The organism is Mycobacterium sp. NGS64 (genome assembly GCF_059812245.1).
Genome location: NZ_JCALCI010000001.1, coordinates 1,077,304 through 1,100,182, shown reverse-complemented (window position 1 = coordinate 1,100,182; position 22,879 = coordinate 1,077,304). Strand labels below are relative to the sequence as shown.

General features: G+C 69.4%; 22 protein-coding genes and 1 pseudogene. 8 read left to right on the top strand and 15 right to left on the bottom strand.

Features of this window, described 5'->3' with window-relative positions; translation table 11 throughout:
• Positions 1 to 60: 60 nt before the first annotated feature.
• Positions 61 to 1,224, top strand: a complete 1,164-nt coding sequence (gene ald, locus AC5Y4S_RS05495; protein WP_500030763.1) for an alanine dehydrogenase — start codon at positions 61 to 63, stop codon at positions 1,222 to 1,224.
• Here the strand turns inward: ald and AC5Y4S_RS05490 are convergent.
• The 5 genes from AC5Y4S_RS05490 to AC5Y4S_RS05470 form a co-directional block, all read right to left on the bottom strand.
• Positions 1,165 to 2,187: a nitronate monooxygenase gene (locus tag AC5Y4S_RS05490; protein ID WP_500030761.1), complete on the bottom strand. Its 1,023-nt coding sequence runs from the start codon at positions 2,185 to 2,187 to the stop codon at positions 1,165 to 1,167. The genes ald and AC5Y4S_RS05490 overlap by 60 nt on opposite strands.
• Positions 2,188 to 2,246: 59 nt before the next feature.
• Complete coding sequence (locus AC5Y4S_RS05485; RefSeq protein ID WP_500030757.1) at positions 2,247 to 3,617, bottom strand: M16 family metallopeptidase; 1,371 nt, start codon at positions 3,615 to 3,617, stop codon at positions 2,247 to 2,249.
• Positions 3,598 to 5,859: a polyribonucleotide nucleotidyltransferase gene (locus AC5Y4S_RS05480; RefSeq protein WP_500030752.1), complete on the bottom strand. Its 2,262-nt coding sequence runs from the start codon at positions 5,857 to 5,859 to the stop codon at positions 3,598 to 3,600. The genes AC5Y4S_RS05485 and AC5Y4S_RS05480 overlap by 20 nt, the downstream gene beginning before the upstream one ends.
• Before the next feature lie 321 nt (positions 5,860 to 6,180).
• On the bottom strand, positions 6,181 to 6,450 hold the full coding sequence (gene rpsO, locus AC5Y4S_RS05475) for a 30S ribosomal protein S15 (RefSeq protein WP_066928262.1): 270 nt from the start codon (positions 6,448 to 6,450) through the stop codon (positions 6,181 to 6,183).
• A 307-nt stretch (positions 6,451 to 6,757) separates the two neighbouring features.
• Positions 6,758 to 7,732, bottom strand: a complete 975-nt coding sequence (locus AC5Y4S_RS05470; protein WP_500030750.1) for a bifunctional riboflavin kinase/FAD synthetase — start codon at positions 7,730 to 7,732, stop codon at positions 6,758 to 6,760.
• 94 nt (positions 7,733 to 7,826) lie between these two features.
• Here AC5Y4S_RS05470 and mntR point away from each other — a divergent pair, with 94 nt between their 5' ends.
• Positions 7,827 to 8,531, top strand: coding sequence for a manganese-binding transcriptional regulator MntR (mntR, locus tag AC5Y4S_RS05465; protein WP_068185051.1), 705 nt, complete (start codon positions 7,827 to 7,829; stop codon positions 8,529 to 8,531).
• Here mntR and AC5Y4S_RS05460 read toward each other — a convergent pair.
• On the bottom strand, positions 8,528 to 9,763 hold the full coding sequence (locus AC5Y4S_RS05460) for an acyl-CoA dehydrogenase family protein (protein ID WP_500030745.1): 1,236 nt from the start codon (positions 9,761 to 9,763) through the stop codon (positions 8,528 to 8,530). The genes mntR and AC5Y4S_RS05460 overlap by 4 nt on opposite strands.
• Positions 9,764 to 9,770: 7 nt before the next feature.
• The gene (locus AC5Y4S_RS05455; protein ID WP_500030743.1) at positions 9,771 to 10,961 is read right to left on the bottom strand and encodes a lipid-transfer protein; all 1,191 of its coding nucleotides are present in this window, start codon (positions 10,959 to 10,961) and stop codon (positions 9,771 to 9,773) included.
• A 165-nt stretch (positions 10,962 to 11,126) separates the two neighbouring features.
• Between AC5Y4S_RS05455 and AC5Y4S_RS05450 the strand changes: the two genes are divergently transcribed.
• Positions 11,127 to 11,942, top strand: a complete 816-nt coding sequence (locus AC5Y4S_RS05450) for an SHOCT domain-containing protein (RefSeq protein ID WP_500030739.1) — start codon at positions 11,127 to 11,129, stop codon at positions 11,940 to 11,942.
• A gap of 67 nt (positions 11,943 to 12,009) precedes the next feature.
• On the opposite strand, the gene AC5Y4S_RS05445 is transcribed toward AC5Y4S_RS05450, so the two are convergent.
• Positions 12,010 to 13,671 (bottom strand): nuclease/transposase family protein, encoded by a 1,662-nt coding sequence (locus AC5Y4S_RS05445; protein WP_500030736.1) that lies wholly within the window; start codon positions 13,669 to 13,671, stop codon positions 12,010 to 12,012.
• Positions 13,672 to 13,699: 28 nt separating this feature from the next.
• Between AC5Y4S_RS05445 and tnpA the strand changes: the two are divergent.
• Positions 13,700 to 14,181: pseudogene (gene tnpA, locus AC5Y4S_RS05440) on the top strand (IS200/IS605 family transposase).
• A gap of 31 nt (positions 14,182 to 14,212) precedes the next feature.
• On the opposite strand, the gene truB reads toward tnpA, so the two are convergent.
• Genes truB through pptH form a run of 3 tightly spaced genes read right to left on the bottom strand, consistent with a single transcriptional unit; the run spans position 14,213 to position 16,739 of the window.
• Entirely contained in the window at positions 14,213 to 15,094 is an 882-nt protein-coding gene (gene truB / locus AC5Y4S_RS05435) for a tRNA pseudouridine(55) synthase TruB (protein WP_500030733.1), read from the bottom strand.
• Positions 15,091 to 15,777 carry a 4'-phosphopantetheinyl transferase PptT gene (gene pptT / locus AC5Y4S_RS05430; protein ID WP_500030732.1) on the bottom strand — a complete coding sequence of 229 codons (687 nt, stop codon included), beginning with the start codon at positions 15,775 to 15,777 and terminating at the stop codon, positions 15,091 to 15,093. The genes truB and pptT overlap by 4 nt, the downstream gene beginning before the upstream one ends.
• Positions 15,774 to 16,739: an ACP phosphodiesterase PptH gene (gene pptH, locus AC5Y4S_RS05425; RefSeq protein WP_500030731.1), complete on the bottom strand. Its 966-nt coding sequence runs from the start codon at positions 16,737 to 16,739 to the stop codon at positions 15,774 to 15,776. Before pptH ends, pptT begins: the two co-directional genes overlap by 4 nt.
• 122 nt (positions 16,740 to 16,861) lie before the next feature.
• Between pptH and AC5Y4S_RS05420 the strand changes: the two genes are divergently transcribed.
• Positions 16,862 to 17,443, top strand: a complete 582-nt coding sequence (locus AC5Y4S_RS05420; RefSeq protein ID WP_500030730.1) for a DUF3558 domain-containing protein — start codon at positions 16,862 to 16,864, stop codon at positions 17,441 to 17,443.
• A 42-nt stretch (positions 17,444 to 17,485) separates the two neighbouring features.
• Positions 17,486 to 19,183, top strand: a complete 1,698-nt coding sequence (locus AC5Y4S_RS05415) for a CocE/NonD family hydrolase (protein ID WP_500030726.1) — start codon at positions 17,486 to 17,488, stop codon at positions 19,181 to 19,183.
• 19 nt (positions 19,184 to 19,202) lie between these two features.
• On the opposite strand, the gene AC5Y4S_RS05410 is transcribed toward AC5Y4S_RS05415, so the two are convergent.
• Entirely contained in the window at positions 19,203 to 19,751 is a 549-nt protein-coding gene (locus AC5Y4S_RS05410; protein WP_500030721.1) for a DUF1802 family protein, read from the bottom strand.
• Positions 19,748 to 20,017: a DUF2277 domain-containing protein gene (locus AC5Y4S_RS05405; RefSeq protein ID WP_500030717.1), complete on the bottom strand. Its 270-nt coding sequence runs from the start codon at positions 20,015 to 20,017 to the stop codon at positions 19,748 to 19,750. The genes AC5Y4S_RS05410 and AC5Y4S_RS05405 overlap by 4 nt, the downstream gene beginning before the upstream one ends.
• 44 nt (positions 20,018 to 20,061) lie before the next feature.
• Here AC5Y4S_RS05405 and AC5Y4S_RS05400 point away from each other — a divergent pair, with 44 nt between their 5' ends.
• Both AC5Y4S_RS05400 and AC5Y4S_RS05395 read left to right on the top strand, forming a co-directional pair.
• Positions 20,062 to 20,808 (top strand): enoyl-CoA hydratase, encoded by a 747-nt coding sequence (locus AC5Y4S_RS05400; RefSeq protein WP_500030714.1) that lies wholly within the window; start codon positions 20,062 to 20,064, stop codon positions 20,806 to 20,808.
• Between the two features lie 9 nt (positions 20,809 to 20,817).
• Positions 20,818 to 21,387, top strand: a complete 570-nt coding sequence (locus tag AC5Y4S_RS05395; RefSeq protein WP_500030711.1) for a hypothetical protein — start codon at positions 20,818 to 20,820, stop codon at positions 21,385 to 21,387.
• Here AC5Y4S_RS05395 and AC5Y4S_RS05390 read toward each other — a convergent pair.
• Both AC5Y4S_RS05390 and rbfA read right to left on the bottom strand, forming a co-directional pair.
• Positions 21,384 to 22,394: a DHH family phosphoesterase gene (locus tag AC5Y4S_RS05390; RefSeq protein ID WP_500030706.1), complete on the bottom strand. Its 1,011-nt coding sequence runs from the start codon at positions 22,392 to 22,394 to the stop codon at positions 21,384 to 21,386. The genes AC5Y4S_RS05395 and AC5Y4S_RS05390 overlap by 4 nt on opposite strands.
• Positions 22,369 to 22,851 carry a 30S ribosome-binding factor RbfA gene (gene rbfA / locus AC5Y4S_RS05385; protein ID WP_500030701.1) on the bottom strand — a complete coding sequence of 161 codons (483 nt, stop codon included), beginning with the start codon at positions 22,849 to 22,851 and terminating at the stop codon, positions 22,369 to 22,371. Before rbfA ends, AC5Y4S_RS05390 begins: the two co-directional genes overlap by 26 nt.
• Positions 22,852 to 22,879: the final 28 nt, after the last annotated feature.

The window sequence follows — 22,879 nt, the reverse complement described above, 5'->3', positions numbered from 1 at the left end:
GTCTACAGAATTATCATCAGCATGTTTGCTGCGCTCTCGAACTTTCTTCACACTTGACGCATGCGCGTCGGGATCCCCACCGAGACCAAGACCAACGAATTCAGGGTGGCCATCACTCCGGCCGGTGTCGCGGAATTGACCCGCCGCGGCCACGAAGTCCTCGTCCAGTCCGGCGCCGGGGAAGGCTCGGCGATCCCCGACGCGGAGTTCAAGGCCGCTGGCGCCGACGTGGCCGGCGCCGCCGAACAGGTGTGGGCCGACGCCGAGCTGCTGCTCAAGGTCAAGGAGCCGATACCGGCCGAATACGGGCTGCTGCGCCGCGGCCAGGTGCTTTTCACGTACCTGCATCTGGCGGCCTCGCGCGCGTGCACCGACGCCTTGTTGGCCGCCGGCGCGACCTCGATCGCCTACGAGACGGTCCAGACCGCCGACGGCGCGCTGCCCCTGCTGGCCCCGATGAGCGAGGTCGCCGGGCGGCTCTCCGCTCAGGTCGGCGCCTATCACCTGATGCGCACCAAGGGCGGGCGCGGCGTGCTGATGGGCGGGGTGCCGGGCGTCAAGCCCGCCGACGTCGTGGTGATCGGGGCCGGCACGGCCGGCTACAATGCCGCCCGGGTCGCGAGCGGCATGGGCGCGACCGTCATGGTGTTCGACGTCAACATCGGCAAGCTCCGGCTCCTCGACGCGGAGTTCGCGGGCCGCGTCGGCACCCGATACTCGTCGGCCTACGAGCTCGAGGGTGCCGTCAAGCGGGCCGACCTGGTGATCGGCGCCGTCCTGGTGCCCGGCGCCAAGGCCCCCACGCTGATCTCGAATTCCCTTGTCGCGCAGATGAAGCCGGGGGCGGTGCTGGTGGACATCTCCATCGACCAGGGCGGCTGCTTCGAGGATTCCCGACCTACCACGCACGACGATCCGACGTTCGCCGTGCACGACACCCTGTTCTACTGCGTGGCGAACATGCCCAGCGCGGTGCCCAAGACGTCGACGGTCGCGCTGACCAATGCGACGATGCCGTACGTGCTCAGGCTGGCCGACGCCGGCTGGCGGGCGGCGTGCCGGTCGGATCCCGCTCTGGCCAAGGGCCTTTCGACGCACGACGGGATGCTGCTGTCCGAGCGGGTGGCCACCGACCTCGGCCTGCCCCACACCGACCCGGCCACCCTAAACGTCGAGGCCGGCGACGATGTCGGCGACCGGCCCCGGTCGGGCATCACCGAATGACGTTCCGGCCCAAAGGGTCATCCCGTCCGGGTCCTCCCGTTCGGCGGCGGCTTCCCGGATCGGCAAGGTCATCTGGTTGACCTCGGGATAACCGAGCGGGGCGACCGTGTCCAGGCGCCGGATGAAATCGTTTTCCAGGCTGCGCGCGTACCGGCCCGAGAACGCGCGCGAGACGATGGTCTTGCCGAAAAGCTGGTTCTTCATGGCGGTGCGATGGGCCTGGCTGGTGCCGGCCTCGTTGGACAGCAGCAGCGCGGTGCCGACCTGTGCCGCCACCGCTCCCCGGCGCAGCACGCCCGCGACGTCTTCGGCGGTGCCCAGCCCGCCCGCCGCGATGATCGGGATGTCGCGGTGCGCCCGGTGGATCCGATCGATCAGCTCGTGCAGCGACTCGGTGCCCGGTTCCATGTCCGGCGCGAAGGTGCCGCGGTGCCCGCCCGCGTCGGGCCCCTGGACCACCAGGCTGTCCGCGCCCGCGGCGACGGCGATCCCCGCCTCGTAGGGCGACGTCACCGTGACCATCACCAGCAATCCCTGCGCGCTGAGCCGCCGGATCACGTCCGGCGGCGGGACACCGAAGGTGAAGGAGACCAGCTCGGGATGGACGTCGGACACCACCTCGAGCTTGCGCTCCCAGTCGTCGTCGTCACCGAACTCGGGCCGGCCGACCTCGCACTGGTAGTGGTCGGCGATGTTTTCGAGTTCCTCGGCGTAGTAGTCCAGCGCGATCCAGTCGGCGACGCTGGGCTGGGGCACCAACAGGTTCACGCCGAGCGGGCCCGTGGTCATCGCGCGCGCGGCGGCGATGTCCTCGGCCAGCTGCTCGGCGCTGATGTACGCGGCGGGGATGAAGCCGAGCCCGCCCGCGTTGGACACCGCCGCGGCCAGCTCCGGGGTGCCGGGACCACCGGCCATCGGCGCACCCACGATGGGCACCGCGATATCCCAAAAGCCGAGGACCATGCGGCTACTTCGCTGACGGCGAGCGCCGGCACGGCGCGAGCGAGGAGGCGGACATGCGGCTAAGATACCATCGCCCGAAGTTGTTGGGGCAGCGATCGTTTCGACGCGTACGGGCCCAGAACGGCGGCGCCGTAGCGCTTGCCCAGCAGGCGGCGGGCCACCGCGTTGACCTCCTCGACGGTCACCGCGTCGATCTGCTGCAGGGTGTGTTCGATGCTGCGGTGTTTGCCGTAGTTCAGCTCGCTGCGTCCGATGCGGCTCATCCGGGAGCCGGAGTCCTCCAGCCCCAGGACCAGGCCGCCGCGTAGGGACCCCTTGGCGATGCGGCATTCCGCCTCGGTGATGCCGTCGCGCGCGACCGCGTCGAGGACGTCGCAGGTGACCCGCATGACGTCGGTGAAACGCTCGGGCAGGCACGCGGCGTACACGGACAGCGAGCCGCTGTCGGCGAAGATGTCCACCGCCGAGTAGACCGAATAGGCCAGGCCGCGCAGCTCGCGGACCTCCTGGAACAGCCTGGAACTCAGGCCGCCGCCCAGCGCGGTGTGCAGCACCGACAGCGCCCAGCGATGCTCCCAGCTGCGGCCGGGGGTGCGGACGCCCAACGTCACGTGGGTCTGCTCGGCATCCCGGTTGACCAGCGTCAGCCCGGGCTGTCCGGTGACCCGCCCGGCTCCCTTGCGGGGGGCGACCGGCTGCCGCCCGCGGATCAGGTGCGGCCCGAAGTGCTCGCGCACCAGCGCGACCACCTGGTCGTGATCGACGTTGCCGGCGACCGCGACGACCATCCGTTCGGGGGTGTAGCGCCGCACGTGAAACGAGTGCAGTTGGCCCCGCGTCATCGCCGAAACCGAACGCGCGGTGCCGATCACGGGCCGGCCCACGGGGTGGTCACCGAAGAGCGCCGACAGGAAGATGTCGCCCAGCGCGTCCTCGGGGTCGTCGTCGCGCATGGCGATCTCCTCGAGGACGACGTCGCGTTCCAGCTCCACGTCCTCGGCGGCGCAGCGGCCGTTGAGCACCACGTCGGCGACCAGGTCGATCGCCAGCTGCAGGTCGCTGTCGAGCACGTGCGCGTAGTAGCAGGTGTGCTCCCTGGCGGTGAACGCGTTCAGCTCGCCCCCGACGGCGTCCATCGCCTGGGCGATGTCGACGGCCGTGCGGGTGGGGGTCGACTTGAACAGCAGGTGCTCGAGGAAGTGCGCCGCCCCGGCCACGGTGGCGCCCTCGTCGCGCGATCCGACGCCGACCCACACCCCGACCGAGGCCGAGCGCACCGCGGGCAGGTGCTCGGTGACCACGCGCAGGCCGCCCGGCAGTGTGGTGCGGCGGACGGCCTTGTGGTCGGGGTTCACCTCGGCGATCTGCGCGCCGCGACGCAAGGACGCCGCCGGGTCAGCTGCGGGCCTGTTAAACGGAGCTGGTGGCATCGGCCGGTGCGGGCGAGGCGGACGGCGTCTCCGCTGATTCCGCTGTGTCCTCGTCGGCCACCAGGACCAGGGAGATCTTGCCCCGCTTGTCGATGTCGGCGATCTCCACCCGCAGCTTGTCGCCGACGTTCACGACGTCCTCGACCTTCGCGATGCGCTTGCCCTTGCCGAGCTTGGAGATGTGCACCAGGCCGTCGCGGCCGGGCAGCAACGACACGAACGCGCCGAAATCCGTTGTCTTGACCACGGTTCCGAGGAAGCGCTCGCCCACGGTCGGCAACTGCGGGTTGGCGATGGCGTTGATCCGGTCGATCGCGGCCTGCGCCGAGGGCCCGTCGGTGGCGCCGACGAACACGGTGCCGTCGTCCTCGATGGAGATCTGCGCGCCGGTCTCCTCGGTGATGGCGTTGATGACCTTGCCCTTGGGCCCGATGACCTCGCCGATCTTGTCCACCGGGACCTTGATGGTGGTCACCCGCGGCGCGTAGGGGCTCATCTCGTCGGGCGCGTCGATGGCCTCGGCCATCACCTCGAGGATGGTCAGGCGCGCGTCCTTGGCCTGCGCCAGCGCGCCGGCCAGCACCTGCGACGGGATGCCGTCGAGCTTGGTGTCCAGCTGCAGCGCGGTGACGAAGTCCTTGGTGCCGGCGCACTTGAAGTCCATGTCGCCGAACGCGTCCTCGGCGCCGAGGATGTCGGTCAGCGTGACGAAGCGACGCTCGGTGTTGCCGTCAACCTCGACGTCGTCGGAGACCAGGCCCATCGCGATGCCGGCCACCGGCGCCTTGAGCGGCACACCGGCGTTGAGCAGCGCCAGGGTGGACGCGCAGACGGAGCCCATCGAGGTCGAGCCGTTGGAGCCCAGCGCCTCGGAAACCTGGCGGATGGCGTACGGGAATTCCTCGACGCTGGGCAGCACCGGGATCAGGGCCCGCTCGGCGAGCGCGCCGTGCCCGATCTCGCGCCGCTTGGGCGAACCGACCCGGCCGGTCTCGCCGGTGGAGAACGGCGGGAAGTTGTAGTGGTGCATGTAGCGCTTGGACGTTTCCGGTCCCAGCGAGTCGATCTGCTGGGCCATCTTGACCATGTCGAGCGTGGTGACCCCGAGGATCTGGGTCTCGCCGCGCTCGAACAGCGCGCTGCCGTGCGCCCGCGGAACGACGGCGACCTCGGCCGACAGCGCGCGGATGTCGGTGATGCCGCGGCCGTCGATGCGGAAGTGGTCGGTCAGGATGCGCTGGCGGACCAGCTTCTTGGTCAGCGAGCGGAACGCGGCGCTGACCTCTTTTTCGCGGCCCTCGTACGTTTCGGCGAGCCGCTGGGCCACCTCGGCCTTCAGCTCGTCGGTGCGCGCGTCGCGCTCGGCCTTGCCGCCGATGGTCAGCGCGGCGGCCAGCTCGTCGGTGGCCACCGAGGCGACCGAGTAGTACACGTCGTCGCCGTAGTCGGGGAACACCGGGTATTCGCCGGTGGGCTTGGCGGCAGCGTCGGCCAGCTCCTGCTGGGCGGTACACAGCGCGGCGATGAACGGCTTGGCCGCCTCGAGGCCTTGCGCCACAACGGTTTCCGTCGGCGCCTGGGCGCCGCCGTCGACGAGCGCGATGACGTGCTCGGTGGCCTCGGCCTCGACCATCATGATCGCGACGTCACCATCCACCTTGCGGCCGGCGACGACCATGTCGAACACGGCCCGCTCGAGCTGCTCGACGGTGGGGAACGCGACCCAGGTGCCGTCGATCAGCGCGACCCGGACACCGCCGACGGGGCCGGAGAACGGCAGGCCGGCCAGCTGGGTCGAGGCCGACGCGGCGTTGATCGCCAGCACGTCGTACAGGTCGTTGGGGTCCAGGCTCAGGATCGTCACCACGACCTGGATCTCGTTGCGCAGGCCGTTGACGAACGACGGGCGCAGCGGGCGGTCGATGAGCCGGCAGGTCAGGATCGCGTCGGTGGACGGGCGTCCCTCACGGCGGAAGAACGAGCCGGGGATGCGGCCCGCGGCGTACATTCGCTCCTCGACGTCGACGGTGAGCGGGAAGAAGTCGAAGTGCTCCTTGGGGCTCTTGCTGGCGGTGGTCGCCGAGAGCAGCATGTTCTCGTCGTCCAGGTAAGCGACCACGGCGCCGGCGGCCTGCTGGGCCAACCGACCGGTCTCGAAACGTACGGTGCGGGTGCCGAAGCTCCCGTTGTCGATGGTGGCGGTCGCCTCGTACACGCCTTCTTCAATTTCAGCTACAGACATGGGTGTCCGTATGGCCTCTCTGGGTATTGAGCTGTTTCGCGTCGTCACGCGCGAGTAACCCGAGAGCTTCCCTGAAAGGAAGAAGTCTGAATGCGGCTACGGCCATCGATCGAAGCGGCCGACCTGCCCCAGATCCGGAGAGCCCGGCAGCCACTACCGAAGACCGCCCGATGCAGACCGGGCTGCTCCCTTGTGACTTGCTGGAACGGCCTACGCGGATCTGCGCAAACCGCACCGTTTGCTCGGGCCGAACCGGCCCAGAACGCTCCTACTCTACACGGGCGAACTTGGCCGGCCAGCCCCACTGGCGATTTGCCAGCGTCAGCGACGCAGGCCCAGGCGCTCGACGAGCGAGCGGTAACGCTCCACGTCGATCTGGGACACGTACTTCAGCAGCCGGCGTCGCCGGCCCACCAGCAGCAGCAGTCCGCGCCGCGAGTGGTGGTCGTGCTTGTGCACCTTGAGGTGCTCGGTCAAATCGGCGATCCGCCTGGTCAGCAGCGCGACCTGGGCCTCCGGGGACCCGGTGTCGGTCTCGTGCAGGCCGTAGGAGGTCAGGATCTCCTTTTTTTGCTCGGCTGTAAGCGCCACGAAAATATCTCCATCAATTGGTCCGCGATCAGTGGAATTCACGGCGCGGCCACCGCGAACCGCAGCACGCGCCGATGTCGCCAGGCAGTTTAGCAGCGGCGCATCCCCGGGGCACAAACGACGAACCTCCGACGCCGCATCCTTCACTTTTGCCTCATTGGTCCCTGGCCGGGAAAGCACTGCGTGTGCCCGCCTTCCAGCGACAACGGCCACAGACGGCACCGACGACGCGCCGTTGTCGCTCTGAGGTGGGCACACAGGGCGCCGCCGCGCGCAGAGACTGATGTGGCAAATGTGACTACAGAGATCAACCCGCCGACAGCAGGTTGCGGGCCCGCTCGGTGTCGTCACCCATCGCGGCGACGAGGCCCTTCACCGTGTCGAACTTGCGCTGGCCGCGGATGCGCGCGACGAAGTCCAGGGCCACGTGCTGTCCGTACAGGTCGGCCGCGGTGTCCAGGACGAACGCCTCGACGGTGCGGGTGCGCCCCGAGAAGGTGGGATTGGTGCCGATGGACACTGCGGCCTGGTAGCGCTCCCCCGGCACGACGGTGCCCGTCACCGGCCCGTGCCCGAGCACGGTGAACCAGGCCGCGTACACGCCGTCGGCCGGGATGGCCGAGTGCATCGGCGGCGCCACGTTCGCGGTGGGAAAGCCCAGCTCCGCGCCGCGGCCCTCGCCGCGGACGACGACGCCCTCGACGCGGTGCGGGCGGCCCAGCGCCTCCGTCGCCGCCACCATGTCGCCGGCGTCGACGCAGGACCGGATGTAGGTGGACGAGAACGTCACGGTCTCGTTGCTGTGGTGCTCGGACAGCAGCGACATCGACTCCACGGCGAAGCCGAACCGCTCGCCGGCCTTGCGCAGGGTGGCCACGGTGCCGGCGGCCTTCTTGCCGAAGGTGAAGTTCTCCCCGACCACGACCTCGACCACGTGCAGGTTCTCCACCAGCAGCTCGTGGACGTAGCGCTCGGGGGTGAGCTTCATGAAGTCGGTGGTGAACGGCATCACCAGGAAGACGTCGATGCCCAGCTCCTCGACCAGCTCCGCGCGCCGGGTCAGCGTCGTCAGCTGCGCCGGGTGGCTGCCGGGATAGACCACTTCCATGGGATGCGGGTCGAAGGTCATCAGCACCGTCGGCACGTTGCGCGCGCGGCCGGCCTTCACCGCGTGCGCGATCAGCTCGGCGTGGCCGCGGTGCACACCATCGAACACCCCGATGGTGACCACGCATCTGCCCCAGTCCGTGGGAATCTCGTCTTGGCCGCGCCACCGCTGCACGATGGCAAGCCTACGATGCCGGGCGCGAACATGGGGTGACGAGATCCCGCCGCCGCACGCCGAATCAGGTGTGGGTTGCCTAAACTTTCTGGTTGTGAGGGCTGACGACGAGCCAGGCGGCATCACCGCGGTCGGCCAGGACTACCTGAAAGTCATCTGGAATGCCCAGGAGTGGTCGCCGGACGGGGCCCCGCAGAAGGTCAGCACCAAGATGCTGGCCGACCGGATCGGGGTGTCGGCCAGCACGGCCTCGGAGTCGATCCGCAAGCTCGCCGAGCAGGGCCTGGTCGACCACGAGAAGTACGGCGCCGTCACGCTGACCGAGGCGGGGCGCCGCGCGGCCCTCGAGGTGGTGCGCCGGCACCGGTTGTTGGAGACCTTCCTGGTCAACGAGCTCGGCTACCGCTGGGACGAGGTGCACGACGAGGCCGAGGTGCTCGAGCACGCGGTGTCGGACCGCCTGGTGGCCCGCATCGACGCCAAGCTGGGCTACCCGCAACGCGACCCCCACGGCGACCCGATCCCGGCCTCCGACGGTCAGGTCCCCACCCCGCCGGCCCGCCAGCTGTGGGCGTGCCGCGACGGGGACAGCGGGACGGTGGCCCGCATCTCCGACGCCGACCCGGAGATGCTGCGGTATTTCACCGGCGTCGGGATACAGCTCGACTCGCGGCTTCGGGTGCTGACCCGCCGGGAATTCGCCGGCATGATCTCGGTGGCGATCGAGTCCGCCGACGGCGCCGAGAGCACGGTCGACCTTGGCAGCCCCGCGGCCCGCGCGATCTGGGTGGTGGCCTAGTTGGCCAGCAGGCCCTTGGCGATGTGGGTGACCTGCACCTCGTTGCTGCCGGCGTAGATCATCAGCGACTTCGCGTCGCGGGCCAGCTGTTCCACGCGGTACTCGGCCATGTAGCCGTTGCCGCCGAACAGCTGCACGGCCTCCATCGCGACGTCGGTGGCCGCCTCCGACGAGTACAGCTTGATCGCCGACGCCTCGGCCAGTGAGAGCGGTTTGCCCGCCTGCTGTCGCTCGATGGTGTGAAACACCATGTTCTGCACGTTCATTCGGGCGATCTCCATCTTGGCCAGCTTGAGCTGGATCAGCTGGAACTGCCCGATGTTCTTGCCCCACAGCGTGCGGGTCTTGGCGTAATCCACGCACAGCCGGTGGCATTCGTTGATGATGCCGAGCGCCATCATCGCGATCCCGATCCGCTCGGCGGCGAAATTGTCGCGGGCGCTGTCGCGGCCGTCGCCGTCGCCCTCGCGCTGGTTCTCGCCGAGCAGGCGATCGGGGGTCAGCCGCACGTTGTCGAAGAACAATTCGCCCGTCGGCGAGGACATCATGCCCATCTTCTTGAACGGCTTGCCCTGCGTCATGCCCGGCATGCCCGCGTCGAGCACGAAGACGAGCACCGGGCGGTTGCGCTTGTCGACCGATGAGCCGTCATCGAGTTTGGCGTAGACCACCAGCACGTCGGCGCACGGCCCGTTGGTGATGAACGTCTTCTGGCCGTTGAGGATGTAATCCTCGCCGTCGCGCTTGACATACGTCTTCATGCCGCCGAACGCGTCGGAGCCGGAGTCCGGCTCGGTGATGGCCCACGCCGCAATCTTTTTCAGCGTCATCAGGTCGGGCAGCCAGCGTTCCTTCTGGGCCAGCGTGCCGCGGCTCATGATGGTCGCCGCGCCCAGGCCGAGGCTGACCGACGCCGTGCTCAGCAATCCGATGCTGACCCTGGCGATTTCGGACACCAGCACCGCCACCATCGACGCCTGGGCACCCATTCCACCGGAATCGCCCGCGCTGCCCTGCTTTTCGTTCTTTCCCGCGCGCTCGCGCTCCAGCATCTTCTTGACCGACTCGGCCGCCATGACGTCGAGGCCGAACTGGCTGAACAGCTTTCGCGCGATCGGGTAGGGCGACAGCTCACCGCTTTCCAGTTCATCCAGATGCGGGCGGATCTCCTTGTCGACGAACTGGCGTACCGCATCCCGAACCATCAGGTCGGTGTCGGACCATTCGAACATGGCGCCCTTAGCGTTCGGCGCGCTGATAGGCGGTGACGACGGCGGCGCCGCCCAGCCCGATGTTGTGCTGCAGCGCGGCGTTGACATTGTCGACCTGACGCTTGTCGGCGGTGCCGCGCAGCTGCCAGGTCAGCTCGGCGCACTGCGCCAGACCGGTCGCGCCCAGCGGGTGTCCCTTCGAGATCAGCCCGCCGGACGGGTTGACCACCCAGCGCCCGCCGTAGGTGGTGTCGCCGTTGTCGACCAGCTTGGGCGCCTCGCCGGGGCCGCACAGGCCGAGGGCCTCGTAGAGCAACAGTTCGTTGGCCGAGAAGCAGTCGTGCAGCTCGATCACCTGGAAGTCCTCCGGGCCCAGCCCCGACTGGTCGTAAACCTGTTGCGCGGCTTGCACGTTCATGTCGTAGCCGATGAGGTTCTTGGCGCTGCCGTCGAACGTCGACGCGAAGTCAGTGGTCATCGCCTGGCCGACGATCTCGACCGCCTGGCTCGCCAGCCCGTGCTGGTCGACGTAGCTCTCCGAGGCCAGAATGGCCGCGCCCGAACCGTCCGAGGTCGGCGAGCACTGCAGCTTGGTCAGCGGGTCGGAGATCATTCGCGCCGCCAGGATGTCGTCGAGCGTGTAGGACTCCTGGAACTGCGCGTAGGGGTTGTTGACGGAGTGCTTGTGGTTCTTGTAGCCGATCTTGGCGAAGTGCTCGGCGGTGGTGCCGTACTGGCGCATGTGCTCACGGCCGGCGGCGCCAAACATCCACGGCGCGACGGGCATCGCGAACTCGTCGATCTCGGCCATCGCCTTGACGTGCTTGCCCATCGGCGATTCGCGGTCCTGGGCGCCGCCGCTGAGCGAGCCCGGTTGCATCTTCTCGAATCCGAGCGCGATCGCGCAGTCGACGATCCCGCCGCGGATGGCCTGCGCCGCGAGGAAAAGCGCGGTCGAGCCGGTCGAGCAGTTGTTGTTGACGTTGACGATCGGGATGCCGGTCATGCCCAGCTCGTAGAGCGCCCGCTGGCCCGACGTCGAGTCGCCGGCGACATAGCCGACGTAGCCCTGCTGCACGTCGCGGTAGTCGACACCGGCGTCGGCGAGCGCGTTGGTGCCCGACTCCCGCGCCATGTCCGGGTAGTCCCAGCCCTCACGGCGGCCCGGCTTCTCGAATTTCGTCATGCCGACGCCGACGACGTAAACCTTGTTGGACATAGCTCGCGCCTTCCGAATGGTGGGCATTTTGACACCCGTCTAGGCGGCAGCTTAGCTCTGCGGGTTGGTCACCCGGAACCCCGCCTGCGACGCCGTCATCCCGTGCTCATTGCCACCCGTTTTGCGTAGGCTCGAACCAGTACCGACGACGAAAGATTCACGACTATGAAGGCAACGGTCACCCCCGAGGCCGCCGACGCGATTGCCGAGATCGCCAAGCGCCATGGGCTCTCCCAAGAAGCGGTGCTTTCGATGCTGGTCGCGCTGCGCATCGGTGGCGGGACGATGGCCCAGTTCTCCATCCCCGAGCTCGGGGGCAACGGGCAGTGGATGCGGGGCGGCATGACGATGGTCGGCAACATGTTCGACAACGCGCTCAAGGCCCGCGTCGACGCGCTGTGCAACGAGCTGGCCCAGCTGCTCGCCACCACCGCGGTATTTCCCGCCCCGCCCCCGGGCTCCCCGGCCGCGTTCGCCTCGAACAACTGGTGGCCGGCCGACCTGGGGGTACCGAGCTCGGTCGGCGGACAGAACGACGTGCGCTACGCGTTCTTCCCGAGCACACGGCGCCTGGCCATCCAGATCAACGGCGTCACAAGAATTTTCGATACCGGCGACCACCAAATCGGCGGTGTGCAACAGCAGCAGGGCGCCGGCTACAGCTCGGTGAGCTTCACCAGCCAGTTCGGCACCTTCGGCGTGTCGAGTCTGAGTGAGGTCGGTAGCCACCAAGCGGCGCAGTCCCCCGCGGCGCCCGCCGCCGGCTACCAGGCGCAGTACCAGTCCGGCCCGACGCCACAGTTCGCGCCCGAGGTGCGATTCCCCCCCGAGGCACCGGCGGCCAAACAACCTGCCGGCCCACCGGAGGACTCCCAGGCCATCGTCGCGGCCATCGAATCGCTGGCCGGCTTGCACGAGCGCGGCATCCTGTCCGACGAGGAGTTCGCCGCGAAGAAGACCGAACTCCTCGGCCGGCTCTGACGCTTGACGTCCTCCGCGCAGTGAACTGCGGGGATTCCTCGTGCGGACCGGCTGTCTCGATAGGCGCTCATGCGGCTATCGCCGTGGGCTGGTCGGCAGTGGAGGTTCGCGTCGAGCGGCTCTGTCGCTTCTTCAAGGCCCTGCGGGCCTTGATACGCGCCGCTGACCTCCGCGAAGGCGGATGCCTGCGGCCTCGCCGCTTGGATACTGCCACGGCCGGACTTCGACGCCCATCAACGTCGTGACGGTGGAGCAACCAACCGTCGTTGGCTGCCTCCAAGTCCAGCCGGTCGAGACCATCAGCCCCCGGGTGGACATGCAGTCCCAGGTAGGCCGAAAACAGGTCCCGGTCCTCTTTGATGCCGCACTCACAACGGTGGACCCGTTGGGAGAGCGGCTTTTTCTTCTTGATCCCGCACAGACAGGTTTGTGACAGGGCTGTGGTTGTGGTGTTGAACTCGTAGAGACGCTCACCGCCGGCGCTTTCAGCCTTGCGGCGCATCATCGCCACGAGCAACCCCGGTGCCCGGTCGCGCACACTGCGCGGGAAGTTTTTCTGCCACGCGACGTAATCCAGCTTCTCGCACGCAAGATCAGCGCCGTGGCTCAACAACCTATTAGCCAACCCACCGTGCAACGTCTTACGGTGCTCAGCGAGCCGGCGGTGCTCCTCGGCCACACCCGTGCTCGCACGCTTGGCTGCGTGGGATCGCTGCCGCCAACGGCAGCCCCCGGTCTTGTGGGTGCCGTCGGAGTGAAAACAATCCGGCGACCCGGCACGATGCTGGCGATCTAAGTGCCGCTGGCGGCGGCGCAACCGCATCGTGTTCAGTCGGAGCCGATCCGCGAGTGGCTCAATCCATCCCGTCCACGTTCCGTCGCTTCGCGCCACGCTGACCGCGATCTGGCTGGGACCCAGATCGAACGACACGCGTCCCTCGCCGACCGAATGCCGCCGTGTCGGGTGCCCATCGCAGACAAGTTGCATGCGGTAGGTGTCGCGCCCGGCGATGACGGTGCGCACGATCCGGGTGAACAACACTTTCCCAGCCGCGATCAGCGCCTCAATCTCGGCCAGCTCAGCCTGTTGTTCCTTGCCGCGCCGGCCCGTCGAAGCAGGAGCGGCGATCCCAATCACGAAACCGGCGCCCCATTGCAGACCCACCAGTCGCCCTGCCGCGTCGGTCTTTGGCCGCAGCGCACCGTTGCCGTCCTTGGTCGCCAACGAACGCAATCCACGCTTGGTCGACTTGAACCTCGGCTTGCCCTTTTTGCCAAGATGCCATTGATTGACCGCATCGAACGCCCGCGCACCCACACTCTGAGTCTCCTGGGCCGGCAGGTGCTCACGCACCCAAGACTTGCGCAACCCAGATCCGAACGACTGCGCCGCATCGGCGGCGAAACCGTGAGCCTGCGCCACCGCGTTGAACGCCGCGCGCCGGGCCGATCGCTGCGCCGGTGTGCGGCTCGGCAACTGCCGAGCCGCCTGCCATGCCAGGTCGGACTTCACCGCACGGCTGCGGGCGATGAACTCACCCAGCACGGCGTTGTACACCCGCACCCCGGTGAAAAACCGGGTCCTCATCTCGCGGCACTGCCCGGGATTGGGGCGCAGCGGCCACGACCGCACATGGGTGGGTGCGCCCTTCGGGCGCTTGCGGGCACGCAGCTTACCCACCACCGGCTGCGCGGCCGGTGTCGGTTCGATGCGGTAGCCATCACCCATCTGCACCACCGCAACATAAGGCCCACCCCTGACATCCCAGACCTACCGACGTGCCCGACACAGCGTGTCGTTGCTGCACGCACATTTGGTGTTGTGTCCAAGTACCGCCGGCGGTGTTCACCGGCGAGATGCTGACCTACTGCGAGCACATGATGCGTGCGGTGTGCGCCGAACTCCGAATTGGTCGAGTTCAACGGCGAAGCCGACCACGTGCACCTGCTCGTCGACTACCCGCCGACCTTGGCGACCTTGGCGACCTTGGCGACCTTGGCGACCTCGACGCTGGCGCAAAGATTGAAAGGCCGCGCGGCTTACACCGTGCGGCGTGAATACACCGGGCGCTGTGTCCGCGCCCGCGTGCGCGGACACCTGTGGTCGCCAACCTACTTCGCCGTCTCCTGCCCCGGCGCACCGCTGTCCATCATCAAGCAACACATCGACGGCCAAGCCCGACGCTTTGAACGCCGGGCTACGCCCGCCGAACAACGCGATAGGCTTACCCCGGACTGAAGTCCGGGGCTTGCGCCCAAGAAAAGTCCGGTCAGAGCGTGGCCGGGCGGAGCACCACGACGGACCTGGTCCGCGGCCCCTCGTCGCGCAGCAGCGCGATCACTCGGCCGTCCGCGTCTGTGGCGGCGTAGACGCCGTCGATGCCGGCCGGCGCCAGGGCCCTGCCGTTGCCCGCCGCCAAGGCCTCCTCGGCGGACAGGTCGCGGCGCGGAAACATCAGCAGGCACGCCTCGTCGAGGGTCAAGGTCAGCCGCGGCGCCTCGGCGAGATCGTCGAGAGTGTGCGCCTGGGCCAGCGCGAAGCGCCCGACGCGGGTGCGCCGCAACGCCGTCAGGTGCCCCCCCACGCCCAGCGCGGCGCCCAGATCGCGGGCCAGCGCGCGGATGTAGGTCCCCGACGAGCAGTCGACCTCGACGTCGACGTCGACCAGCTCATCGTGGCGCCGGACGCGCAACACCTCGAACCGGTCGATCCGCACCGGGCGGGCCGCCAGCTCGACCGTTTGGCCCTCGCGGACCAGCCGATAGGCGCGGCGGCCCTCCACCTTGATCGCGCTGACGGCCGACGGGACCTGCTCGATGTCCCCGCGCAGCCCGGCGACTGCGGCGGCAATCTCCTCATCGGTCACGTGTGCGGCCGAAACCGATTGCAGCACTTCGCCTTCGGCGTCCTCGGTGGAGGTGGTCTGACCCAACCGGATGGTGGCGGCGTACGACTTCGACGCCCCGGTGAGCAGGCCGAGGATCTTGGTAGCCCGCTCGACGCCGATCACCAGCACGCCGGTGGCCATCGGGTCCAGCGTCCCCGCGTGCCCCACCCGGCGGGTGGCAAAGATGCGGCGGCAGCGGCCCACGACGTCGTGACTGGTCATGCCGGCCGGCTTGTCGACGACGACTATGCCCGGTCCGGTCATAGGACGATGCCGGTGAGCACCAGTCCCCGCTCGACCGACCAGCGGCCCCGCAGCGCGGTCAGCGGCGGACCCGACAGCGCGGCGCCGTCGATCAGGATCTTGGAGACGAACGTCCCGGTGCTTCCCCGGCCGGTCGGATCGGGGTCGAACACGATGTGGGCGTCCTCGAAACCCAGCCACCGCTCGGTCAGGGGGAACCACGCCTTGTAGGTTGCTTCCTTGGCGCAGAACAGGATCCGGTCCCAGTGCAGGCCGGCGGGCAGCGCGGCGATCTCCTGGCGTTCGTCGTCGAGGGCGATCGCGCCCAGCACGCCCTCGGGCAGCACGTCGTGCGGTTCGGCGTCGATGCCCACCGAGCGCACCGCGCCGGCGCGCCCCACCACCGCGCCGCGGTAGCCCGTGCAGTGGGTGAGGCTGCCCACCACGCCGTCGGGCCAGCAGGGTTGGCCCTTCTCGCCCTTGAGGATCGGCACCGGCGGCACACCGAGCTCGCGCATCGCGATGCGGGCGCAGTGCCGCACGGTGATGAACTCGTTGCGCCGCTTGGCGACCGACTTGGCGATCAGCGGCTCCTCTTCGGGCAACGGGGTCAGGCCCGGCGGGTCGGAATACACCTCCGCGTACGCGAGATCCTGCGATGCGGTGTCGGGCAACACCGCCGACACCAGCGTGCGGGCCGTCATCGAGACTGCCGCTGCCGCACTCGTTCCCGGAATTGCTGGGCCTGGCGGCGCATCTCGGGGGTGATCACGAAGTGACCACCGAAGTCGTTGAGGTAGCCCGGCGCGTACTGGGGATCCGGCAGCACCTGGCGCAGCCAGCTGTACGGCTTGCGGCGGCGCCACTCCCGCGGGTAACCCACCGACACCTCCTCGAAGCGCACGTCGTCGTACCACGTGGTGCGCGGAATGTGCAGGTGCCCGTACACCGAACAGATCGCGTTGTAGCGGGTGTGCCAGTCGGCGGTCTTGGTGGTACCGCACCACAGCGAGAACTCCGGGTAGAACAACGCGTCGCAGGGGTCGCGCACCAACGGAAAGTGGTTCACCAGCACGGTGGGCGTCATCCAGTCCAGCTGTTCGAGGCGGGCGCGCGTGGCGGCCAACCGCTCGCGACACCAGGCCTCGCGGGTGGCGTACGGCTCGGACGAGAGCAGGAACTCGTCGGTGGCCACCACGTTGCGCTGCCGCGCGATCGCCAGGCCCTCGGCTTTGCTCGTCGCCCCCTCGGGCAAGAAGGTGTAGTCGTAGAGCAGGAACATCGGCACGATCGTGGCCGGGCCGCCGCGCTCGGTCCACACCGGAAACGGATGCTCGGGCGTGACCACGCCCATCTCGTCGCACATGTTGACCAGGTAGTCGTAGCGCGCCTTGCCGAAGATCTGCATGGGATCCCGGGTGGTGGTCCACAGCTCGTGGTTGCCGGGCACCCAGATCACCTTGGCGAACCGGCGACGCAGCACGTCAAGCGCCCAGCGGATGTCGTCGGTGCGTTCGGCGACGTCGCCGGCGACGATCAGCCAGTCGTCCGGCGACGACGGGTACAGCGATTCGGTGACCGGCTTGTTGCCCAGGTGACCGGTGTGCAGGTCGGAAACCGCCCACAGCGTCGGCTGTGCACCATTAGTCGATTCCCGGCTCGCCACGACTAACCAGCCTAACGACCCGCGGCGAGGAGCCGGTTTCCGCCGGGCGCTTGCCCGCGGGATTAGAACGTGTTCTCTTTTCACTGCGGGGGCTCTACACTCCCGGCAAGGGAGGGCAGGAAATGTCGGTAATCGCCAAACTGCGGCTGGTTTCGGCGCTGGGTGCGCTGGCCACGGCGCTGGTCGCGGGCTGGCACAGCGCCCCGCCGGGGCCAAGCGGCGGTGGTCCGGTCGAGCTGCGGTCGACGGCCGAGCCGATGGAGACCACCATGAAGAGCCCCATCGTGGCCACCACCGACCCGCGTCCCTTCGACGCGTGCGAGGACATCCCGTTCGACGTCGTGCAGCGGCTCGGGTTGGGTTTCACGCCGCCCGAACACGAGGACGGGCTGCGCTGCCACTTCGACGCGGGCAACTACCAGCTGGCCGTCGAGCCCATCATCTGGCGCACCTACGAGCAATCCCTACCCGCCGACGCGATCGAGACCACGATTGCGGGGCACCGCGCCGCGCAGTACTGGGTGATGAAGCCGACCTATCACAACAGCTTCTGGTTCTTCTCCTGCATGGTCGCGTTCAAGACCAGCTACGGGGTGCTGCAGCAGGCGCTGTACTACTCCGCCGTCTACTCCAACCCGGAGGTGGACTGCATGTCCACCAATCTGCAGCGCGCCAACGACCTGGCGCCGTACTACAAGTTCTGATTACGCCGCCCGGCGTCCTGGAAAAACCCTAGTGTGGGGTCGGTGAGTACCACCTCGACGCGCCCGGCGCAGCCCACTCCCCGCACGCTGGGACGGGTGGGCGACGCCGCGCTCGGCCGGCTGTTGGGCCTGCCCCGGGCCACCACCGAGTACACCGTGGAGCGCGTCGACGTGCCGATGCGCGACGGGGTCACCCTGGCGGCCAACCACTACGCGCCGGTCACCTCCAGCCCCGCGGGCACCCTGCTCGTCCGTGGACCCTATGGGCGGGGGTTTCCGTTTTCGCACGCCTACGCCCGGGTGCACGCCGCCCGCGGCTATCACGTCGTGCTGCAGAGCGTGCGCGGGACGTACGGGTCGGGCGGGGATTTCGACCCGATGGTCAACGAGGCCGCCGACGGCGCCGACACGGTCGTCTGGCTGCGCGAGCAGCCCTGGTTCACCGGCCGATTCGGCACCGTCGGGGTGTCCTACCTGGGCTTCACCCAGTGGGCGCTGCTGGGAGACCCGCCACCGGAGCTGGCCGCGGCCGTGATCACCGCGGGCCCACACGATTTCAATGCCTCAGTGTGGGGCACCGGCTCGTTCGCCGTCAACGACTTCCTGGGCTGGAGCGATCTGGTCGCTCACCAGGAGGACCCGCGACGGGTCAAGATGGCGTTGCGCCAGCTGCAGGCCCGGCGCAAGGTGGCCGAGGCGGCCGGTGCGCTGCCCCTGGGCGCCGCGGCCCGGGCGATGCTCGGCGAGGGCGCGCCGTGGTTCGAATCGTGGATCGAACACCACGAGCAGGACGACGTGTTCTGGGACGCCCGGCGGTTCACCGACGCGCTGGACCGGGCGCGGGTGCCGGTGCTGCTCATCGGCGGCTGGCAGGACATCTTCATCCGGCAGACGCTGCAGCAGTATGCCCAGCTGCGCGGCCGCGGCGTCGAGGTCGCGCTCACCGTCGGCCCGTGGACGCACACCCAGCTGCTCGGGAAGGCGCTCCCGATCAGCGCGCGCGAGACGCTGGACTGGCTGGACGCCCACCTGCGCGGCGAGCCCCAGCGCCGGCCGGGCAGCGTGCACGTCTGCGTCACCGGCGCGGACAAGGGCCAAGCCTGGCGCCACCTGCCCGACTGGCCGCCCGCCACCACCGAACGGGCGTTGTACCTGCGGCCCGGCGGGCACCTGGGCGAGACGGCGCCGACCCCGGACGGGTTGGCCCCGGCGACATTTCGCTCCGATCCCGCCGACCCGACGCCCACCACCGGCGGCCCGCTGCTGTCCACGAACGGCGGCTACCGCGACGACACCCGCCTCGCCTCGCGCGACGACGTCCTGGCGTTCACCAGCCTGACGCTCACCCACGACCTCTACGTGTACGGGACCCCCGTGGTCGAGCTGGCCCACAGCTCCGACAACCCCCACGTCGATCTGTTCGTTCGGGTGAGCGAGGTGGACGCCAAGGGCCACTCCCGCAATGTCAGCGACGGCTACCGGCGCTTGGGCGGCACTGACGGCTCCGACGCCGCCGCCGGGACCGAGATCGTGCGGGTGGAGCTCGACGGGATCGCCCACCGCTTCCGCGCCGGCTCACGCATCCGCGTCCTGATCGCGGGCAGCTGGTTTCCGCGCTTTGCGCGCAACCTCGGCTCCGGCGAACCGTTGTTGACGGCCGGGCAGGCCACACCGGCCACCCACTCTGTGCACTACGGGCTTTCCCGGCTGCTGCTTCCCGAGGGCCCCGCCGATCCGTGAGCCGCGCGTGCGATCGCCGCTAACCGACCGCGTCGCGGACCCGCAGCGCCACCCGGTGTAGCGCGGCCTCGTCGTGCACCGGCGCGACCAAGCGAACGTCGGCCAGCGGCAGCTGCGTCCAGCTGGTGCAGCCGCCGTACTCGGGGGCCCGCGGGATCCGCACCGGCTCGGCCAGTGGGATCACCGACACCACCAGCACGGCCAGCTTGTGCTTGGGCCGGAAGTCCAGGCGATCCTCGCGCACCGACTCGGCGGTCCAGATGTGCAGGTCCTCGATCGCCGGGAGGCCATCCGGCCGGTTGACCTCTTGCGCCGCAACGACTTTCGCTGCGGCGCGCAGCACCAGGTGGTCGTCGGCGCTGTCGGCGGCCCCGGCGTCCAGCAGGTCGCGGTGCTCGGGCCGGACGCGCTGGGCGTGGCTGTGGGCGACGGTCGGGAACAACAAGAACTCCCGGGCCGCGAGCTCGAACCGCTTTTCGCCGATGCCGCCCTTGCGCAGCAGCACCCGTTGGCGGCCGTCGAGCAGCGCGTGCACGACCGCACCCCACTCCTTGAGCGCGGGTGTCATTTCGCTCCTGCGAGGCGGGCTCGCACCTCCGGGCGGCGCAACGGCGGCACGGTCTTCGGTGGCTGGCGCCGCGGCGGCAGGGCCGCCAGCAATCGCGCCGTCGTCTCGGTGACCTCGGCGACGGCGGCCTCGAACGCGTCGACGTTGGCGGCCGAGGGGCGGGTGATGCCGCTGACCTTGCGCACATACTGGCGCGCCGCCGCCGCGACCTCCTCCGGGGTGGCCTCCGGCTGCAGGCCGCGCAGTTCGGTGATGTTCCGGCACATGATCTCAACGATAAGCGTCGGGAACGACCCTCTACGGTGAACACATGACAGACGTCCTGCTGATCGAGACCGACGAGCGGGTGCGCACCCTGACCCTGAACCGTCCCGAGGCGCGCAACGCGCTGTCCTCGGCGTTGCGGGACCGCTTCTTCGGCGCCCTGGCCGACGCCGAGACCGACGACAGCGTCGACGTCGTCATCGTCACCGGCGCCGAACCGGTGTTCTGCGCGGGGCTGGACCTCAAGGAGCTGGGCAGCGAAACGGCGCTCCCCGACATCTCGCCGCGCTGGCCGGCGCTGACCAAGCCGGTGATCGGCGCGATCAACGGCGCCGCGGTCACCGGCGGGCTGGAGCTGGCCCTGTACTGCGACCTCCTGATCGCCTCCGAGCAGGCCCGCTTCGCCGACACGCATGCCCGGGTGGGCCTGCTGCCGACCTGGGGACTGACCGTGCGGCTTCCCCAGAAGGTGGGTGTCGGCCTGGCCCGGCGGATGAGCCTGACCGGGGACTACCTGTCCGCCGCCGACGCGCTGCGCGCCGGCCTGGTGACCGAGGTGGTGCCGCACGACCGGCTGCTGCCCACCGCCCGCCAGGTGGCGGCGTCGATCGTCGGCAACAACCAGAACGCGGTGCGGGCCTTGCTGGCGTCCTATCACCGCATCGACGACACCCACACCAGCACCGGGCTCTGGCTGGAGGCGACGGCCGCCCGGCAGTTCCGCACCAGCGGCGAGGACATCGCCGCCAACCGCGACGCCGTGCTGCAGCGCGGGCGGGCCCAGGTGCGTTAGGAGGAAGCGATGCGTGCTCACCGCTACGCGCTGCGTGCCCTCGGCGGCCTGACCTTGGCGGCGGCCGTGATCCCGGTGCCGCAGGCCGGCGCGGCTCCGCCCCCGGGCTTCCCCAACCTCGACGGCTTCACCTCCGTCGCCGCGGACGGCTACGCCACCACGCCCCAGGGCAGCGCGACCCGGATCAGCTTTGCGCCCACGCCGACGCTGGTGTGCGACTTCTACGGCGGAACGGCGCCCCCGCCGCAACCCTCACAGGACATCAAGTGCAGCGGCGACATGCCCGGCATGGACGACGTGCCGTTCCCCGGCGGCGGGCACACGAAGCCGGGTGACTGCGTCGTCGGCGCGGTGAATTTCAAGGGGCCGGGCTACGAGCTGAGCCGCATGACCTACAGCGGGTGCGAAGGCAACCCGCCCCCGTTGACATCCGGCGGTAAACCGTTGGCGGCGGGACAGAAGGTGTCGTATTTGAACGTGACGTGCGCCGTGGGCGCCGACAGCCTGGTGGCCTGCCTGGACACCACCAGCGGCGACCATGGTTTCGTGCTGCAGCGCTCGGGAAGCTGGGCGTTCTAGCCGAGCGCCGCGCGCAGCGACGCGACCGCGTCCTCGATCGAACCGACGGTCGAATAGCCGGCGGCCAGCCGGTGGCCCCCGCCGCCGAACTCCGACGCGACCGCCGCCAGATCCACCTGCGCCTTGGCCCGCATCGACACCGACCAGTGCTGCGGGTCGACCTCCTTGAACACCGCCGCCACCTCCGCCTGCTGCGTGGTGCGCACGATGTCGACGATGCTCTCGACTTCCTCGGCGCGCGAGCTGATCCAGTCCCGGTGCTCGACGACCGCGTACACAAGCCCGCGGCCGCCGGCCGCGTCCGGCACCAGTTGCGCCGAGCCCAGCACCCGCGACAGCAGCGGCAGCCACCCGAACGGGTGGGTGTCCATCAGCGTCCGGCTGACCGCGGCGTTGTCGACGCCGAGGTCGACCAGCCGGGCCGCCAGCCGAAGCGCCCGGGCGCTGGCCCAGCGGAACGATCCGGTGTCGGTGGTCAGGCCGGCGTAGATGCAGTGCGCGACGTCGCGGTCGATCGGCTCGCCCCACGCGTCGAGGATGTCCGCGATCATCATCGTCGTGGAGTCCGCCGACACGTCGATGAAGTTGGCGCTGCCGAACAGATCGTTGGAGGCGTGGTGGTCGATGACCAGCGAATGGCGGTCCGGGCCGGCCAGATCGCTCAGCTCCCCGAGCCGCTTGACGCTCGGAACGTCAACGGTCACAACCAGATCGACGTCGCGGCGCAGCTCGTCCGGGCGCACCAGCAGATGACAGCCGGGCAACGAGGCCAGCGACTCGGGCAGCGACGCCGGTGCGGCGAAGCTGACCTCGACGCGCTTGCCGCACCGGTCCAGCACCAGCGCCAGCGCCAGCCCCGCGCCGATGGTGTCGGCGTCGGGGTGGACGTGGGCGATCACCGCGATCGACTCGGCGCGCGACAGCAATTCGACGGCGCCGCCGGCGTCGACACGTGCCCCGATCCGCGGGGCACTGGCCAGGTCAGTCTTCGGGTCGATCGTCGTCACCGACGTTCCCGTCGCTCGCGTCCCCAGCCCCGCTTACCCGGTATGGATCGGCCTCCCCGGCCGGCTTGGCACCCGAGCGAACCCGCGCCAGATCGGCGTCCGCGGCGCGGGCACGCTCCAGCAATTCGTCCATCCGCTGCACGCTGTCGGCCGTCGTGTCGCGGGTGAACGTCAGCGTCGGCGTGAAGCGCACGCCGGTGCCGGCCCCGACCTTGGTGCGCAGCGCGCCCTTGGCCCGCTCCAGCGCGGCCGCCGCGGCGGCGTAGTCGGGCTCGTCGTCCAGCGTGCGGCCCATCACCGTGTAGAACACGGTCGCGTCGTGCAGGTCGGCGGTCACCTTCGCGTCGACGATGGTCACCCCGTCCAGGCCCGGATCCTTGATCTCGAACTCGATCGCCGAGGCGACGATGGTGAAGATCCGTTTGGCCAACCGGCGCGCCCTTGCGGGGTCAGGCACGATTCACCGCCTCTCCCCCGCAAGCGGG

Bases quoted from the DNA above. Each gene is read 5' to 3' on its own strand.
- AC5Y4S_RS05445 (WP_500030736.1), bottom strand. From the start codon at position 13,671: ATGGGTGATGGCTACCGCATCGAACCGACACCGGCCGCGCAGCCGGTG.
- AC5Y4S_RS05460 (WP_500030745.1), bottom strand. From the start codon at position 9,763: ATGTTCGAATGGTCCGACACCGACCTGATGGTTCGGGATGCGGTACGC.
- AC5Y4S_RS05405 (WP_500030717.1), bottom strand. From the start codon at position 20,017: ATGTGCCGGAACATCACCGAACTGCGCGGCCTGCAGCCGGAGGCCACC.
- AC5Y4S_RS05420 (WP_500030730.1), top strand. From the start codon at position 16,862: ATGTCGGTAATCGCCAAACTGCGGCTGGTTTCGGCGCTGGGTGCGCTG.
- AC5Y4S_RS05480 (WP_500030752.1), bottom strand. From the start codon at position 5,859: ATGTCTGTAGCTGAAATTGAAGAAGGCGTGTACGAGGCGACCGCCACC.
- AC5Y4S_RS05400 (WP_500030714.1), top strand. From the start codon at position 20,062: ATGACAGACGTCCTGCTGATCGAGACCGACGAGCGGGTGCGCACCCTG.
- AC5Y4S_RS05455 (WP_500030743.1), bottom strand. From the start codon at position 10,961: ATGTCCAACAAGGTTTACGTCGTCGGCGTCGGCATGACGAAATTCGAG.
- AC5Y4S_RS05410 (WP_500030721.1), bottom strand. From the start codon at position 19,751: ATGACACCCGCGCTCAAGGAGTGGGGTGCGGTCGTGCACGCGCTGCTC.
- pptT (WP_500030732.1), bottom strand. From the start codon at position 15,777: ATGACGGCCCGCACGCTGGTGTCGGCGGTGTTGCCCGACACCGCATCG.
- AC5Y4S_RS05485 (WP_500030757.1), bottom strand. From the start codon at position 3,617: ATGCCACCAGCTCCGTTTAACAGGCCCGCAGCTGACCCGGCGGCGTCC.
- AC5Y4S_RS05450 (WP_500030739.1), top strand. From the start codon at position 11,127: ATGAAGGCAACGGTCACCCCCGAGGCCGCCGACGCGATTGCCGAGATC.
- AC5Y4S_RS05490 (WP_500030761.1), bottom strand. From the start codon at position 2,187: ATGGTCCTCGGCTTTTGGGATATCGCGGTGCCCATCGTGGGTGCGCCG.
- AC5Y4S_RS05395 (WP_500030711.1), top strand. From the start codon at position 20,818: ATGCGTGCTCACCGCTACGCGCTGCGTGCCCTCGGCGGCCTGACCTTG.
- ald (WP_500030763.1), top strand. From the start codon at position 61: ATGCGCGTCGGGATCCCCACCGAGACCAAGACCAACGAATTCAGGGTG.
- truB (WP_500030733.1), bottom strand. From the start codon at position 15,094: ATGACCGGACCGGGCATAGTCGTCGTCGACAAGCCGGCCGGCATGACC.